The sequence below is a fragment of the Micromonospora sp. NPDC047620 genome (assembly GCF_043205005.1).
Classification (GTDB): domain Bacteria; phylum Actinomycetota; class Actinomycetes; order Mycobacteriales; family Micromonosporaceae; genus Micromonospora.
The window spans coordinates 1-14,219 of the sequence record NZ_JBIDDG010000013.1; the positions used below are offsets into that span (position 1 = coordinate 1).

At 75.6% G+C, this 14,219-nt stretch carries 14 protein-coding genes and 1 pseudogene; 9 read left to right on the forward strand and 6 right to left on the reverse strand.

The features are described from left to right. Both ACGF5C_RS17425 and ACGF5C_RS17430 read left to right on the forward strand, forming a co-directional pair. Positions 1-294 (forward strand): annotated as a pseudogene (locus ACGF5C_RS17425) (ATP-dependent Clp protease ATP-binding subunit ClpC); the annotation flags it as partial. 771 nt (positions 295-1,065) lie between these two features. After that, entirely contained in the window at positions 1,066-1,719 is a 654-nt protein-coding gene (locus ACGF5C_RS17430; protein ID WP_393302783.1) for a C39 family peptidase, read from the forward strand. A gap of 57 nt (positions 1,720-1,776) precedes the next feature. Here ACGF5C_RS17430 and ACGF5C_RS17435 read toward each other — a convergent pair whose 3' ends face one another. Then, positions 1,777-2,688, reverse strand: a complete 912-nt coding sequence (locus ACGF5C_RS17435) for an A/G-specific adenine glycosylase (protein WP_393302785.1) — start codon at positions 2,686-2,688, stop codon at positions 1,777-1,779. A gap of 140 nt (positions 2,689-2,828) precedes the next feature. Here ACGF5C_RS17435 and ACGF5C_RS17440 point away from each other — a divergent pair, with 140 nt between their 5' ends. The 3 genes from ACGF5C_RS17440 to ACGF5C_RS17450 all read left to right on the forward strand — a co-directional run bounded on the left by ACGF5C_RS17440 (position 2,829) and on the right by ACGF5C_RS17450 (position 4,782). Further along, positions 2,829-3,341, forward strand: a complete 513-nt coding sequence (locus ACGF5C_RS17440) for an ACT domain-containing protein (protein WP_357463453.1) — start codon at positions 2,829-2,831, stop codon at positions 3,339-3,341. Then, the gene (locus tag ACGF5C_RS17445) at positions 3,338-3,922 is read left to right on the forward strand and encodes a peptide deformylase (protein ID WP_357702088.1); all 585 of its coding nucleotides are present in this window, start codon (positions 3,338-3,340) and stop codon (positions 3,920-3,922) included. The genes ACGF5C_RS17440 and ACGF5C_RS17445 overlap by 4 nt, the downstream gene beginning before the upstream one ends. Before the next feature lie 137 nt (positions 3,923-4,059). Beyond that, positions 4,060-4,782 carry a hypothetical protein gene (locus tag ACGF5C_RS17450; protein WP_393302788.1) on the forward strand — a complete coding sequence of 241 codons (723 nt, stop codon included), beginning with the start codon at positions 4,060-4,062 and terminating at the stop codon, positions 4,780-4,782. A 10-nt stretch (positions 4,783-4,792) separates the two neighbouring features. Here ACGF5C_RS17450 and disA read toward each other — a convergent pair whose 3' ends face one another. The 4 genes from disA to ACGF5C_RS17470 form a co-directional block, all read right to left on the reverse strand. Continuing rightward, positions 4,793-5,974, reverse strand: a complete 1,182-nt coding sequence (disA, locus tag ACGF5C_RS17455; protein WP_350706723.1) for a DNA integrity scanning diadenylate cyclase DisA — start codon at positions 5,972-5,974, stop codon at positions 4,793-4,795. 143 nt (positions 5,975-6,117) lie between these two features. Beyond that, positions 6,118-7,566 carry a DNA repair protein RadA gene (gene radA / locus ACGF5C_RS17460; protein ID WP_393302790.1) on the reverse strand — a complete coding sequence of 483 codons (1,449 nt, stop codon included), beginning with the start codon at positions 7,564-7,566 and terminating at the stop codon, positions 6,118-6,120. Positions 7,567-7,656: 90 nt separating this feature from the next. Further along, on the reverse strand, positions 7,657-8,412 hold the full coding sequence (locus ACGF5C_RS17465; RefSeq protein WP_393302792.1) for a hypothetical protein: 756 nt from the start codon (positions 8,410-8,412) through the stop codon (positions 7,657-7,659). Positions 8,413-8,551: 139 nt separating this feature from the next. Continuing rightward, entirely contained in the window at positions 8,552-9,391 is an 840-nt protein-coding gene (locus tag ACGF5C_RS17470) for a UbiA family prenyltransferase (RefSeq protein ID WP_393302794.1), read from the reverse strand. A gap of 45 nt (positions 9,392-9,436) precedes the next feature. Between ACGF5C_RS17470 and ACGF5C_RS17475 the strand changes: the two genes are divergently transcribed. The 4 genes from ACGF5C_RS17475 to ACGF5C_RS17490 all read left to right on the forward strand — a co-directional run bounded on the left by ACGF5C_RS17475 (position 9,437) and on the right by ACGF5C_RS17490 (position 13,433). Continuing rightward, positions 9,437-10,276, forward strand: a complete 840-nt coding sequence (locus tag ACGF5C_RS17475; protein WP_393302796.1) for a methyltransferase domain-containing protein — start codon at positions 9,437-9,439, stop codon at positions 10,274-10,276. Between the two features lie 43 nt (positions 10,277-10,319). Then, positions 10,320-11,486 carry an acyl-CoA dehydrogenase family protein gene (locus tag ACGF5C_RS17480; RefSeq protein WP_393302798.1) on the forward strand — a complete coding sequence of 389 codons (1,167 nt, stop codon included), beginning with the start codon at positions 10,320-10,322 and terminating at the stop codon, positions 11,484-11,486. 94 nt (positions 11,487-11,580) lie between these two features. Continuing rightward, complete coding sequence (locus ACGF5C_RS17485; protein WP_393302800.1) at positions 11,581-12,639, forward strand: type III polyketide synthase; 1,059 nt, start codon at positions 11,581-11,583, stop codon at positions 12,637-12,639. A gap of 38 nt (positions 12,640-12,677) precedes the next feature. Then, a complete protein-coding gene (locus ACGF5C_RS17490; protein ID WP_393302802.1) occupies positions 12,678-13,433 on the forward strand; it encodes a hypothetical protein in 756 nt (251 codons plus the stop codon). Positions 13,434-13,488: 55 nt separating this feature from the next. Here ACGF5C_RS17490 and ACGF5C_RS17495 read toward each other — a convergent pair whose 3' ends face one another. Further along, on the reverse strand, positions 13,489-14,184 hold the full coding sequence (locus tag ACGF5C_RS17495; protein ID WP_393302804.1) for a hypothetical protein: 696 nt from the start codon (positions 14,182-14,184) through the stop codon (positions 13,489-13,491). Between the last annotated feature and the right edge of the window lie 35 nt (positions 14,185-14,219).

The window sequence follows — 14,219 nt, forward strand, 5'->3', positions numbered from 1 at the left end:
CTGGAGCTGACCGACAACGCCAAGAAGTACCTGGCGAAGAAGGGCTTCGACCCGGTCCTGGGCGCGCGGCCGCTGCGCCGCACGATCCAGCGTGACATCGAGGACAACCTGTCCGAGCGGATCCTGTTCAACGAACTGACCCCCGGCCAGATCGTCGTCATCGACTGCGAAGGCGACCCCAGCAACATCGACAAGTCCAAGCTCGTCTTCACGGGTGCGGACCGGCCGGCCGAGGTGCCGGACGCGGTCCCGGCCGACCTCGGCGGCACCGCCGCCGCAGGGGCGGACGAGTAAGGCAAACCGCACAAAGGCGACGGCCCGGTGGCGCAGCCACCGGGCCGTCGCCTTTCCGTGTCCCTGTCGAGTTGATATCGCAAAAGGTCCAACTCGGGGTGCCGCTGCGCCGAGGCCGGCGGGGCGCGGCGGCACCCACATCCCGTAGTCCCTGTCGAGCTGCCCCCACAGATGGGGCAGTCACGCCCCTCCCGCAGCGACGGAAGGACCGTCTCCGCGGAACGTGCCGCCGACCGAGCCTGGTATGAGCAGTGGTCCGACAGGCGGGGCAGCTCGACAGGGGCTACAGCGCACGCCCGCCGGGCCTGTGGAGGTGGGCAGACGGGTCGCCACCTCGCAACGACGGTCATACGGTACAAACCAACATTCAGGCACGGGCGACGCGCGGATCACCTGGGGTGTCGATCATCTGGGGGCTGTGTCCGGTTGGTGGCGGATTGCGGTGGCGGGGGCCACCGGCCCGCCGGGCATGGGTCGGGGGGCCGGGGCGTTGTAACCATCGTGAGCGCGTGACCCCCGGGACCGTTTCGGCGGCCTGGGGCGACGGCCGGAATGCCGGCCGGGCCCGCGTCGTTACATCCCCCGGACCGGGATCGCTGGAGTGATGGCCGCTGGAATGTGCGGCCCGCCCAGCCGGTTACATCCCCCCGGGACCGCGCCCCCCGAGCGAGAGGGCGCACCCCCCCTTTCTGGCGTGACCTTTCCTTACCCGCAGCACACCCGCCCCCTTCCGGTGTGTGCCGCGTACCCCCGATCGAAAGGTGCTTCATCATGCGTACCGCTCTGATCCGTAAGGCCGCCCTGACCGCTGCCGGCCTCGCCTTCACCGGCGGCGCCATCGCCGGCCCCGCCACCGCCGCCTACGCCGCCCCCACCACCGACAGCAAGCCCGCCACCGCCACCCAGGACCGCAAGAACGGCGAGCGGGAACTCGGCGTGCGCTACGAGGCCCAGCCGAACTTCTACTACTGCGGCCCCGCCGCCACCCGCAACGCCCTGAGCGTGCAGGGCAAGGACATCAACGTCGACGCCATGGCCAAGCAGATGGGCACCACCGAAGCCGGCACCGACTCCATCAACGACATCACCCCCGTCCTGAACAAGGAAACCGGCAAGAACGCCTACCGCAGCGTCGAGATCAGCGCCCCCAAGGCCGACGACAAGCAGACCGACACCCTGCGCACCGACGTCGTCAAGACCATCGACGACGGCCGCGCCGTGGTGGCCAACATCGCCGGCACCGCCACCGACACCGACGGCGGCGTCCACTCCTTCGAGGGCGGCCACTACATCAGCGTCGTCGGCTACCGCGACAACGGCCAGACGGTGAAGATCGCCGACTCCGCCGACCCGGCCCAGGCCTCCTACTGGATCACCACCGAGGCCCTCGCCGACTGGATCGCCACCCGCGGCTACGCCGCCTGATCCAGAACCCGACACCACCGACAAGGGCCGGCCCCCACCCGGGGGCCGGCCCTTTCGTCATGCCCAGAGGCGCGTGACGGGTGCCGGTGGGCCGTCGCCGACGAGGCGGAACGACGACTCGCCCACCGGCTCCACGAGGCCGTCCCGCACCAGCCCGGTGAGCGCCCGGGCCCGCTGCACGTCGTCGGCCCACACCTGGTCGAGACGCTGGTGCGGCACCGGGCCGGTCGCCTCCCGGAGCACGCCGAGCAGCAGCCCGCGCACCTGGCGGTCCGTGCCGGCGTACCGCTGGGGGCGTCGGCTCGGGCCGGCGGGGGCCTCCTGGCCGGACGCCCGCCAGGCGCAGACCGCCTCGACGGGGCAGCTTCCGCAGCGGGGCGAGCGGGCGGTGCAGATCACCGCGCCCAGCTCCATGAAGGCCGCGCTGGCCAGCGCGGCGGCGGCCGGCTCGACGGGAAGCAGTTCCTCGGTGGCCACCAGATCGGCCGGGCGGGTGGCCGGGCCGGCGTCCGGCTCGCCGGCGATCGCCCGGCAGACCACCCGCCGTACGTTGGTGTCGACCACCGGGTGCCGCTGACCGTACGCGAACGCGGCCACCGCCCGGGCCGTGTACGTCCCGACGCCCGGCAGGGCCAGCAACTGGTCCAGCCGGTCCGGAACCTGACCGCCGTGCCGCTCGACGATCGCGACGGCGCAGTCCCGCAGCCGTACCGCCCGGCGGGGGTAGCCGAGCCGTCCCCACATCCGGATCGCCTCCGCCGGGCGGTCCGCCGCGAGCGCGGCCGGGTCGGGCCAGCGGTCCAGCCACGCCGCCCAGGCGGGCAGCACCCGCACGACGGGCGTCTGCTGCAGCATGACCTCGCTGACCAGGATCGCCCACGGGGTGACGTCGGGCTTCCGCCACGGCAGGTCGCGGGCGTTCTCCTCGTACCACCGGCTGACCAGGGTGGCGAAAGTGGGCTCAGACATCGCGCCGCCGATGATGTCACGCGGCGCGCCCCCGACGCGGCTCGGGCGGCGGGCTCGCGGCTCGGCCGTACCGTCCCGCTGGCTGGGCGCCCTGGGCGGGGCGCTGCGGCGGCGCCCGGCGGATCGGGCAGAATGCCCGGATGAACGAGCTCGCGATCACCGTCATCGGCCGGGACAGGCCGGGCATCGTGGCCGACGTCGCCGAGGTGCTCGCCCGGCTCGGTGCGAACCTCACCGACAGCACGATGACCCGGCTGCGGGGGCACTTCGCGATGACCCTGGTCTGCGTGGGCCCGGCCGCCGCCGACGTCGAGGCCGCGCTCGCGCCGCTCTCCGCCGACGGCCAGCTGCTGGCGACCGTACGCGAGGTCACCCCCGACGGCGAGACGGCTCCGGCCGGCGAGCCGTACGTGATGGCGGTGCACGGCGCGGACCGGATGGGCATCGTCGCGGCGATGACCCGTGTGCTCGCCGACGCCGGCGGCAACGTCACCGACCTGAGCACCCGGTTGACCGGGTCGCTCTACGTGGTGGTCGCCGAGGTGGAGCTGCCGCCCGGCACGGCCGACGAGGTGGCCGGCCGGCTCGCGTCGACCGCCGCCGACCTGGGTGTCGGGGTGACCCTCCGCCCGGCCGATCCGGATCTGCTGTGACCGGCGACGAGCGCGCCCCGGAGAGCGAGGCGTACGCCGGCCTCGGCGACTGGACCCCGGAGTCCCTGGACGCGCCGGGGGAGGTGCGGCCGGTGGTGTCCGCTCCCGACCAGGTGCTCAGCCGGCATGGCGGCGAGGTCGACCCGACGGCCGAGGAGACCGTACGCCTGGCGGCCGACCTGGTCGCCACCATGCGGGTGTCGCCGGGCTGCGTCGGGCTGGCCGCCCCACAGATCGGCGTGGGCGCGCAGGTCTTCGCGGTCGACGTGACCGGCCATCCGAAGGCGGTCACCGTGCACGGCACCTTCGTGCTGTGCAACGCCCGGGTCGTCGAGGCGAGCCGGTGGAAGGTGGCCCGGGAGGGGTGCATGTCGGTGCCCGACCTCACCGGCGACGTCAAGCGGGCCAGCCGGCTGGTGGTGGAGGGCGTGCTGCCCGGCAGCGGCAAGTCCGTACGGCTGGTGACCGACGGGTTCGAGGCGCGGGCCCTGCAGCACGAGATCGACCACTGCGCGGGGCTGCTCTTCCTGGACCGGGTTGCCGGCGCCCACGCCATCTACCAGCGCAAGGTGTATCTCTGACCCGCGACCCTGTGTCGCCGGCAGGACACCGTCGGCAGGCATGATCGTCGCATGTGGAGGGTGGGAACGGTGAGCTGCGGACACCTCGGCGCGTCGCGCCGGGCTGCCGAGCCCCGCGCCGCTACGGTGGGGGCATCATGCGTCTGACGGTCGGCCCCCTGCCACCCGCCGTTTACTGGCGGCGTCGCGCCGTCGTGCTCGGAGCGGGGCTTCTCTTCCTGATTGTCCTGCTCTATTCGTGCACCGGTTCGGACCGGAAGGCCGACAACAGCGGCGACGCGCAGCCCGCGTCGGGCGCGACGTCGCCCGGTGCGACACCGGGACCCACCGGCCCGGTGCTCAGCCCGCAGACCGGCGGGCCCTCGCCGGGCGCGTCGGGCGACCCGGGTGCCGCCGACCCGTCGGGCGGCCCGACCACCACCGACTCCCCGCCGGCGGCGCCGGTCGTGCCGGCCGCCGGCGACGGCGCCTGCACGGACGCCGAGATCACCGTGACGCCGGTGGCCCTGCCCGCGTCGGTGGTCCGCGGGGCCGTGGTGGATCTCCAGCTGAAGGTGAAGAACCGGTCCGAGCGGACGTGCAGCCGCGATGTCGGCGCCGACGAGCAGGAGCTGTTCATCAAGTCGGGGGCCGAGAAGATCTGGTCGTCCGACACCTGCGGCACCGGCAAGGGCTCCGACGTGCAGTCCTTCACGCCGGGCTTCGAGCGCTCCTACCAGGTCGGCTGGAACGGCCGCGACAGCAGCAAGTGCGCCAACGGGGTGGCGGCGGGCCCGAACCCGCCGGCCGGGACGTACCAGGTCTTCGCCCGGGTGGGCACCAAGCTCAGCGAGCCGGTGAAGCTCACCGTCACCGGCTGAGCGGCCCGGATCAGACGTAGCGTTCCAGGATGGACGCCTCGGCGAGCCGGGACAGCCCCTCCCGGACGCCGCGGGCGCGGGCGTCGCCGACCCCCTCCACGGCCTGGAGATCCTCCACCGTGGCGCCGAGTAGGCGCTGGAGGCTGCCGAAGTGCACGACGAGGCGGTCGACCACGGCCACTGGCAGCCGGGGCACCTTGGCGAGCAGCCGGAAGCCGCGCGGGCTGACCGCCGCGTCCAGCGCGTCGGAGGCGGCCGGGTAGCCGATCGCCTTGGCGACGGAGACCAGGTCGATCAGCTCGGTCGCGCCGAGCAGGTCCAGCTCGACCAGCGCCTCGTCGAGTGTGCGGGACTTTCGGCCGGCCGGGAGGTAGTCCCGGATGACCAGGGTGCGGTCGGCGTCTACGCCGGCCATCAGCTCGTCGAGCTGGAGGGCCAGCAGGCGGCCGTCGGTGCCCAGCTCCACCACGTAGCCCGCGATCTCGTCGGCGATCCGGCGGACCATCTCCAGCCGCTGCACCACCGCGACCGCGTCCCGTACGGTGACCAGGTCCTCGATCTCCAGCGCGGAGAGCGTGCCGGAGACCTCGTCCAGCCGGAGCTTGTAGCGCTCCAGCGTGGCGAGCGCCTGGTTGGCGCGGGACAGGATCGCCGCCGAGTCGTCCAGCACGTGCCGCTGGCCGTTCACGTAGAGGCTGATGATCCGCATGGACTGGCTCACCGAGATCACCGGGTAGCCGGTCTGCCGGGCGACCCGCTCGGCGGTGCGGTGCCGGGTGCCGGACTCCTCGGTGGGGATGCTCGGGTCGGGCATCAGATGCACGGCCGCCCGGACGATGCGGGTGCCGTCGCTGGACAGCACGACTGCCCCGTCCATCTTGCACAGCTCGCGGACGCGGGTGGCGGAGAACTCGACGTCGAGCGGGAACCCGCCGGTGCAGAGCCCCTCGACGACCTTGTCGTAGCCGAGGACGATCAGCGCGCCCGTGCGGCCGCGCAGGATCCGCTCGAGACCGTCGCGCAGCGCGGTGCCCGGGGCCATCAGTGCCAGGTTGGCCCGCAGCGGGTCGCCGGCACCCCCGGCGCCGCCGGTCACGCTCACGCTGATCGGGCGGGCGGGCGAGCCCACGGCGCCGGTGCGGGCGTGGGGCGTCGCGCCGGCAGGCTTGGTGGTATCGCGGTCGATCGGCACGGGCACAGTCTACGGACTGCCCTGCGGTGGGTGCTGTCGTGGTTACTGTGATGTGTCGCGATGCCCCACGTCGCCCGGACCGGGAGCCGGCGGCCCGGCTGTCCGGTATCGCCCCGGCGGTCCCGTCGCCCGGCCATCGCCGCTCACTCCGCCGACGCGCGGGCGACGGCCTGGAGCGCCGAGCGCACGTCGGTGACCTCGATCACGCGCATTCCCCCGGGGGTCACGCCGGTGCTCTCGGGCCCGCACCCGGTGGGCACCAGCGCGAGCCGGAACCCGAGCCGCGCCGCCTCGGCCAGCCTGCGCGGTACCGCGCCGACCCGGCGCACCTCGCCGGTGAGCCCGACCTCGCCGATCGCCACCAGGTGGGGCGCGATGGCGAGGTTGAGCCCGCCCGAGGCGACGGCCAGGGCGACGGCCAGGTCGGCCGCCGGCTCCACCACCCGGATGCCGCCGACGGTGGCCGCGAAGACCTCCCGGTCGTGCAGGGTCAGCCGCTCGGTGCGGCGCTGGAGCACGGCCAGCACCATCGCGAGCCGGGCCGAGTCGAGCCCGGAGACGGTGCGCCGGGGCGACCCGGCCACCGTCGCGCCGATCAGGGCCTGCACCTCGGTGACCAGCGCCCGGCGACCCTCCATCGCCACCGTGACGCAGGTGCCGGGGACCGGCTCCGCGTAGCGGGTCAGGAACAGCCCGGACGGGTCGGCCAGGCTGCTGATGCCGCCCTCGTGCATCTCGAAGCAGCCCACCTCGTCGGCGGCGCCGAAGCGGTTCTTCACGCCGCGCACCATGCGCAGAGAGGAGTGCTTGTCGCCCTCGAAGTGCAGCACTACGTCGACCAGGTGCTCCAGCACCCGGGGGCCGGCGACCTGGCCGTCCTTGGTGACGTGGCCGACCAGCACGGTGGCGATGCCGCGCTCCTTGGCGACCGCGACCAGCGCGGCGGTGACCGCCCGCACCTGGGTCACCCCGCCCGACACGCCCTCGGCGCCGGTGGTGGAGATGGTCTGCACCGAGTCGAGCACCAGCAGGCCCGGCTTGACCGCGTCGAGGTGGCCGAGCACCGCGGCGAGGTCGCTCTCGGCGGCGAGGTAGAGCTGGTCGTGCAGGGTGCCCATCCGCTCGGCGCGCAGCCGGACCTGGCTGACCGACTCCTCGCCGCTGACCACCAGCGACGGGCTGCCGGCCCCGGCGGCCCACTGCTGGGCCACGTCGAGCAGCAGGGTGGACTTGCCGACGCCCGGCTCGCCGGCGAGCAGCACCACCGCGCCGGGGACCAGGCCGCCGCCGAGCACCCGGTCGAGCTCACTGACCCCGGTGGGCCGGGCCCGCGCCGGGGCGGCGCTGATGGTGGCGATCGGCCGGGCCGGCTCGGCCGGCATCCGCGAGCTGACCACCTTGCCGGAGACGGTCGGGCCGGTGACGGTGCACTCGACCACCGAGCCCCACTCGCCGCACTCGGGGCAGCGCCCGACCCACTTGGGCGGCTGGTGCCCGCAGGCGTCGCACTCGTAGGCCGGTCGGGGCTCGCGGCCGGACGCCCGGCCGCGCCCGCCGGCGGCGCGCGGGGACGTCGATCGGGAGGTGGTCACATGGGGACGTTAGCCCCCGGGTACGACGAAGACACCGCCGGCGTGGCGGTCACCACGCCGACGGTGTCGTCGGAAACAGCGGGCGGAGGGTCAGTGGCCGCCGCCCTCGTTCTCGTCGTAGCCGCCCAGGCGCTCGACGATCTGCGACGGGGCCGCGGCCGGGGTGAGCGGCACGGCGACCGGCGCCGGGCCGGTGACCGTGTCGCCGTTGCCGAAGTCGAAGGTCAGGATGACGTTCTGCCCGGAGCGCAGCGACTCGTTCAGGCCGATGAGCTGGAGGACGCGGTCGGCCTCGGTGTTGAGCTGCACGTAGCTCAGCGGCGGGATCTCGATCCGGGCCGGCTCGCCGGCGGGTGCGGCGGGGCTCTCCGGGGCCGACGGGGTCTCCGGGGCGCCGGGGCTGACCGACTCCGACGGGCTCTCCGAGGCACCCGGGCTGGCCGACTCCGACGTCGACGGGGTGGGCGACGGGGACTCGGACGGCGACGCCGACGGGCTGGCCGCGGCCCCCTTGCCGGTGATCACGACCTCGCGGGCGCTGTCGGTGGTCACGGTCACGGTGACCGGTTCCCGCGAGTCGTTGTAGATCACGGCGTTGAGGACGGCGTTGGCGCCCGCCTTGTAGCCCTCGACGCCCGGGAACTCGACCAGCAGGCCACGGACCGCGTAGGAACCTTCGCCGGCCGGCAGGGTGACATTCAGGTTGACGCCCTGGACCGACGGCTCCTTGTTGGCGGTCTCGGCGACCTGGCCGGCGCCGCAGCCGGACAGCAGCAGCCCGGTCGCCGCCGCCATCCCGGACAGCAGCAGGGCCGCCCGCCGGGAACCCCTGATCGAGCGCGTCACGTCGGTCCTCCTCGTCACGATCCCACCCGGTGCTCACGCCGGGCACGGTGGCCATGCCCGCGCAGACCGCGCTCCAGGGTAGTTGGGCCTGATCCGCCCCCGCACGCCGACCCGGGGATGCCACTCCCCGGGGCGGACCTCAGACCAGCCGACCGCTCGTGACCAGCAGGACGACGTCGATGAGGGCGATCAGCATGACGGCCCGGAACGCGGCCACGGGCCGACCTCCGGCCCGGGCGGCGCCGCGCCCGCCGTACCAGCTCAGGGGCGGCACCACGACGGCGGCCGCGACCGCGGCCACGCCGACGCCCGACGGCCGCCCCGGTGGCCCGAGGACCAGGGTGGCGGTCGCCGCGAGCAGCAGGCCGGCGGCGGCGGCGCGGCTGCCGGCCGGGCCGAGCCGGTGCGGCAGCCCGCGGACCCCTGTCCGGGCGTCGTCGGCCAGGTCGGGCAGGACGTTGGCGAAGTGCGCCCCGGCGCCCAGGCAGGCCGCGGCGGCGACCAGCCAGACCGGCGGGGCCGGCGCTCCGGGCAGCGCCAGGACGACGAAGGCGGGCAGCGACCCGAACGACACCGCGTAGGGCAGCACCGACACCGGGGTCGACTTCAGCGGCCAGTCGTAGAGCAGCGCGGAGACCAGCCCGACGGTGGCGCAGAGCGCGGCGGCCGGGCCCGTGGCCAGCGCCAGCGCCGGGGTGGCGAGCGCGGCCGCCGCCGCGGCCACGGCCGTGGTGCGCCGGCCCACCGCGCCGGTGGCGACCGGTTTGTCGGTACGCCCCACCGTGGCGTCCCGGTCCGCGTCGAGCGCGTCGTTGGCCCAGCCGACGGCGAGCTGGCTGGCCGCCACGGTCAGCGCCACGGCCAGGACGCCGGCCGGCCGGTGCCCGGCGCCCCAGGCGAGCAGCCCGGCCACGGTGGTGACCGCGGCGGCCGGCTCCGGGTGGCTCGCCCTGACCAGCCCTAGCACCGTTGACGACATGAGGAAAGTCTGGTCGTTACCGGGCAGTCGTGCCACGCTCGGTCCATGCGAGACGCGGGCCGCAACCTGCCGCGCAACGATCCGCGCCAGTACGACGACCTGGCCGGCGAGTGGTGGCGCCCGGACGGCGCGTTCGCGATGCTGCACTGGTTGGCCGAGGCGCGTGCCGCGCTCGTGCCGCCGGCGTCCCGCCCCGGCGCCCTCCTGGTCGACCTCGGCTGCGGCGCCGGGCTGCTCGCCCCGCACCTGGCCGGCAAGGGCTACCGGCACGTCGGCGTCGACCTCACCCGGTCGGCCCTGGCGCAGGCCGCCGCGCACGGGGTGACCGCCGTCAACGGCGACGTCACCGCCGTCCCGCTGGCCGACGGCTGCGCCGACGTGGTGGCCGCGGGCGAGATCCTGGAGCACGTGCCGGACTGGCGGCGCGCGGTGGCCGAGGCGTGCCGGCTGCTCCGCCCTGGTGGCCTGCTCGTGCTGGACACGCTGAACGACACGGCGCTGAGCCGGCTGCTGGCCGTCCGGATCGCCGAGCGGCTGCCGACCGTGCCGAGGGGCATCCACGACCCACGGTTGTTCGTGGACGCCCGGGCGCTCGCCGCCGAGTGCGCCCGGCACGGCGTCCGGCTACGGCTGCGGGGGATCCGGCCGGGCGTGCCCGGGCTGCTCGGCTGGCTGGCCCGCCGGGTCCTGGCCGCCGGTCGTGCCCACCGCGCCGACGCCGACCGTCCGGGCGCGACCGTCGCCGACCGGCCTGCCGCGCCCGCCGCCGTCCACTCGGGCGGGACTGTGGCCGGTCGTCCACGGCCGACGGGCGCGGCGCCCCGGATCGTGCCGACCTGGTCGACCGCCGTGCTCTACCAGGGGCGGGGCACGCGGAGCGGATAGCGGAACGGGTCCCTGGGTAGGACAGGGCCGAGGAGGGGGCTGTATGACGCTGCACGCGCTGGAGGTGGCTCGCCGCCTGGCACCGAGGCTGGCCGCCCGGGCGGCCGAGCACGACCGCGACGGCTCGTTCCCCGTCGAGGACTTCCGGGATCTGCGCGAGGCCGGGCTCTTCGGCCTGATGGTCCCCACCGAGCTGGGCGGGGCGGGCGCCACCTTCGCGGAGTACGCGGCGGTCGCCACCGAGCTGGCCCGGGGCAACGGGGCGACGGCCCTGGTGTTCAACATGCACGCCTCGGTCACCGGCGCCCTCGGCGCGGTGACCGAGGAACTGGCCGAGGCGCTCGGCGTGCCGGACGGGGCGCTGGCCGCCCGGGACCGGCTCCTCACCGCCGCCGCCCAGGGCTCCTGGTACGCGGTGGCGATGAGCGAGCGCGGCGCCGGCGCGCGGCTGTCCCAGCTCAGCACCGTCTACGAGCCGGTCGACGGCGGATACCACCTCAAGGGCAGCAAGACGTTCTGCTCGGGGGCGGGGCACGCTGACGGCTACCTGGTGGCCGCCCGCAGCGCCGCCGACCAGTCGGTGGTCTCCCAGTTCCTGGTGCCGGCCGGGGACGGGCTGACCGTCGAGCCCACGTGGGACTCGCTCGGCATGCGGGCGACCTCCTCGCACGACCTGCACCTGGACGTGACCGTGCCGGCCGACCGGCTGCTCGGCGGCGTGGAGGGCCTGGCCCTGGTGGTCGCACAGCTCATGCCGCACTGGCTGGTGGCCAGCTACGCCGCCGTCTACGTCGGGGTGGCCCGGGCGGCGGTCGACGCGGCGGCCGAGCACCTGAACGCCCGCAACCTCGCCGGCCTGCCGGCCGTCCGGTCCCGCCTCGGCCGGGCCGACGCCGCCGTGGCGGCCGCCCACCTGGTGGTCGCGGAGGCCGCCCGGCGGGTGGACGAGGCGCCGGGGGACGCGGAGACCAACCGCTGGGTGTGGCGGGCCAAGCTGCTCGCCGGCACGACCGCCGCCGACGTGGCGGCGTCCGTGCTGGAGGCGGCCGGCACCTCCGCCACCCGGCGGGGGCATCCGCTGGAGCGGCTCTACCGGGATGCCCGCTGCGGCTCGCTGCACCCGGCCACCTCGGACGTCTGCGCCGACTGGCTGGGCATCGCCGCGTTGGGCGGCGACCCGGACCGCGACGGATCGGTCCCTCGTTGGTGAGCGTGGGAGGTCCGTCGGGGCGGCGGACGGAGCGGCCCCCGGCACGGGGGACGGCGGTGGGGCGGGCCGCGCGGCGCGCAGGGCCGGACGAGAGGTGGGTATCGTGGCCGTACCGGTGATCGCGGGGCTGGGGACGGCACACCCGCCGTCGGCGGCGCAGGACGAGTTGTGGGACGGCTTCTTCTCGAAGCACTTCTCCGGCAGCACGCGCGCGCTGGCGCAGCGGATCTTCGCCCACTCGGGGGTCACCCGCCGCCAGGCCGCGGTCAACCCGCTGCTGGAGGACGTCTCCGACTGGCCGACGGAGCGGCGGATGCGCCGCTACCAGGTCGAGGCGCTGCCGTTGGGCAAGGAGGCGGTGGGCCGGGCGCTGACGGCCGCCGGCCTGGCCGCGGGGGACGTCGGGCTCTTCGTGGTCTGCTCGTGCACCGGGTACGCCACCCCGGGGCTCGACATCCTGCTCGCCCGGGACCTGGGCATGGCCCCGGACACGCAGCGCATGTTCGTCGGCCACATGGGCTGCTACGCGGCCCTGCCCGGGTTGGGCGCGGCGAGCGACTTCGTGACCGCCCGCGGCCGGCCGGCGCTGCTGCTCTGCGCGGAGCTGACCAGCCTGCACATCCAGCCGTCCAGCGCCCGGGTGGACACCCAGCAGATCGTCTCCCACGCGCTCTTCTCGGACGCCGCGGTCGCCACCGTGGTCGTCCCCGGCGGCCGGGGGTACGCGCTGCGCGAGGTCACCTCCGTCACGGACACCTCCACCGCCGACCACATGACCTGGGACGTCACCGACACCGGCTTCCGGATGGGGCTGTCGCCGAAGGTGCCGCAGGTGCTCTCCCGGCACGTCCGGGGCCTGGTCGACGACCTGCTGGCCCGGCACGGCGCGACGCTGTCCGGGGTGGACGGCTGGGCCGTGCACCCGGGCGGCCCGCGCATCCTCAACGTCGTCGAGCGGGAGCTGGCCCTGCCGCCGGAGGGGCTGGCGGCGTCCCGGGCGACGCTGGCCGAGCACGGCAACTGCTCGTCGCCGACGGTGCTGCTGATCCTCGACCGGCTGCGCCGGGCCGCGTCGCCGCCGCGGCGGGTGGTGATGCTGGCGTTCGGGCCGGGCCTGACCCTCTACGCCGCGCTTCTCGAACGGCAGGACTGACAGCGACGCCGCGGGCGCGCCGAGGTTACCCTCTGGTAATGGACGCGGAGGCGGCAGACCGGCCGTGGACAGAGGCGGACGGCCCGCGCGCCGGGGCGGTCCGGGAATCCGCGGCGGCCGGCGACCGGCTGCGCGCGGCGGTGCTGGCCGGGTCGGCCCTGGCGGCCCTGGTCGCCGGGGGCTGGTGGTGGCAGACCGGCGCGCCGGCCACCGGCCCGGCGGCCGGCGCGCCGACCCCGTCCGCGCAGAGCCGGTCCGGGTACGTGCCCGGCGGCGGTGACGCCGTCGTCTCCTCCAGGGTGACCCTCGACGGTCACGAGGTCGTCTCCGTCTGGGCCCTGCCCGGCGACCGCGACGGCGGAGCCACCTTCCAGGTCGACCCGCGCACCGGTGCCGCGTTCAGGGTCGACCCGCTCACGGGTGCCGCGTTCCGGGTCGACTCCGGGGGGCGGGCCGGCGTCCGGGTCGATCCCGAGGCGCGTCGGCTCGGCCGTCTTCCGAACACGATCTGGCGGGAGCGGGCGACGCTCGGCCGGGAGAACGGCCGGATGGTCAAACAGGCCGCCGGTGAGCCCGCCGCCCGCTTTCTGCTCGAGTACCGCTGCACGGGGCCGGGTGAGCTGCTGGTCGTGCTCGAGCGGATCAGGGCCGCCGTCCCCCTCCCGACGGTCGGGTGCGACGGGTCGGTGGTGTCGATCGAGCTGACCGCCGTGGGTGGGCCGTTCCGGGTCTCGCTGTCGACCGCCGACGCCGAGCCGCTCCGGGTGGACGCGCAGCTGGTCGGCCTGCCCTGACGCGCCGGTGCCCCGCGCGGGGCACCGGGTCGCCGGGGAGGCGCCGGGCGCCGGGTCAGGCGGCGAGGCCGGCCAGGTCGGCGCGGTAGTCCTCGGCGGAGCGCACCTCGGGCACCACCGTGACCAGCATCCCGGCCCGGTCGACCAGCAGCGCGGCGGCGACGCCGGGGCGGGGCGGCAGGTGCAGGAACGCGCGCAGCCCGCCCGCCGGGTCTGCCAGCGGTCGTACGGTCGCCCCGGCGGGCGGCGGCGAGACGCGTACGGGCCGGTCCTCGGCGACGGTGACGACCGTGACCCCGGCGGGCGCCAGGGCGGCGGCGGTGGCCACGTCGTCCGGGCAGGTGCACGCGTCGACCAGGATGATCATCGCGGGCAGCAGCCCGCGCAGCGGCACCGGTGACTGCCCCGCGTCGACCAGGTCCAGCGCCGGCAGCGGCCGTCCGGCCATCCCGGTCGGAGGGGCGTACGGCGCGGGGGTGGGCCCCGGGGCGGTCCGGCCGGAGCGGGGCCAGGTGACCGTCATCAGGCCGGCGACCGTGGCCAGCACCGTCACCAGCAGGACCAGCAGGGGCAGGGCGAGCGGGGACCGGGCGACCCGGCGGGGGCCGCCCTGACCGGCCCGCGCGCGCAGTTCGCGGCGGACCTGTTCGGCCTCGGCCGCCAGGGCGGAGGCGTCGTCCGGCACGACCACCCGGCCCCACTCCGGCGGCAGGTCGGGCAGTTCGGGGCCGTCTGCGTCGGGCTTGCCCATCGGACCCCCAAGACGTCTCGGTGAGCGGACAGCGG

Bases quoted from the DNA above. Each gene is read 5' to 3' on its own strand.
- ACGF5C_RS17450 (WP_393302788.1), top strand. From the start codon at position 4,060: ATGCGTCTGACGGTCGGCCCCCTGCCACCCGCCGTTTACTGGCGGCGT.
- ACGF5C_RS17430 (WP_393302783.1), top strand. From the start codon at position 1,066: ATGCGTACCGCTCTGATCCGTAAGGCCGCCCTGACCGCTGCCGGCCTC.
- ACGF5C_RS17475 (WP_393302796.1), top strand. From the start codon at position 9,437: ATGCGAGACGCGGGCCGCAACCTGCCGCGCAACGATCCGCGCCAGTAC.
- ACGF5C_RS17490 (WP_393302802.1), top strand. From the start codon at position 12,678: ATGGACGCGGAGGCGGCAGACCGGCCGTGGACAGAGGCGGACGGCCCG.
- ACGF5C_RS17495 (WP_393302804.1), bottom strand. From the start codon at position 14,184: ATGGGCAAGCCCGACGCAGACGGCCCCGAACTGCCCGACCTGCCGCCG.
- ACGF5C_RS17480 (WP_393302798.1), top strand. From the start codon at position 10,320: ATGACGCTGCACGCGCTGGAGGTGGCTCGCCGCCTGGCACCGAGGCTG.
- ACGF5C_RS17470 (WP_393302794.1), bottom strand. From the start codon at position 9,391: ATGTCGTCAACGGTGCTAGGGCTGGTCAGGGCGAGCCACCCGGAGCCG.
- ACGF5C_RS17435 (WP_393302785.1), bottom strand. From the start codon at position 2,688: ATGTCTGAGCCCACTTTCGCCACCCTGGTCAGCCGGTGGTACGAGGAG.
- ACGF5C_RS17440 (WP_357463453.1), top strand. From the start codon at position 2,829: ATGAACGAGCTCGCGATCACCGTCATCGGCCGGGACAGGCCGGGCATC.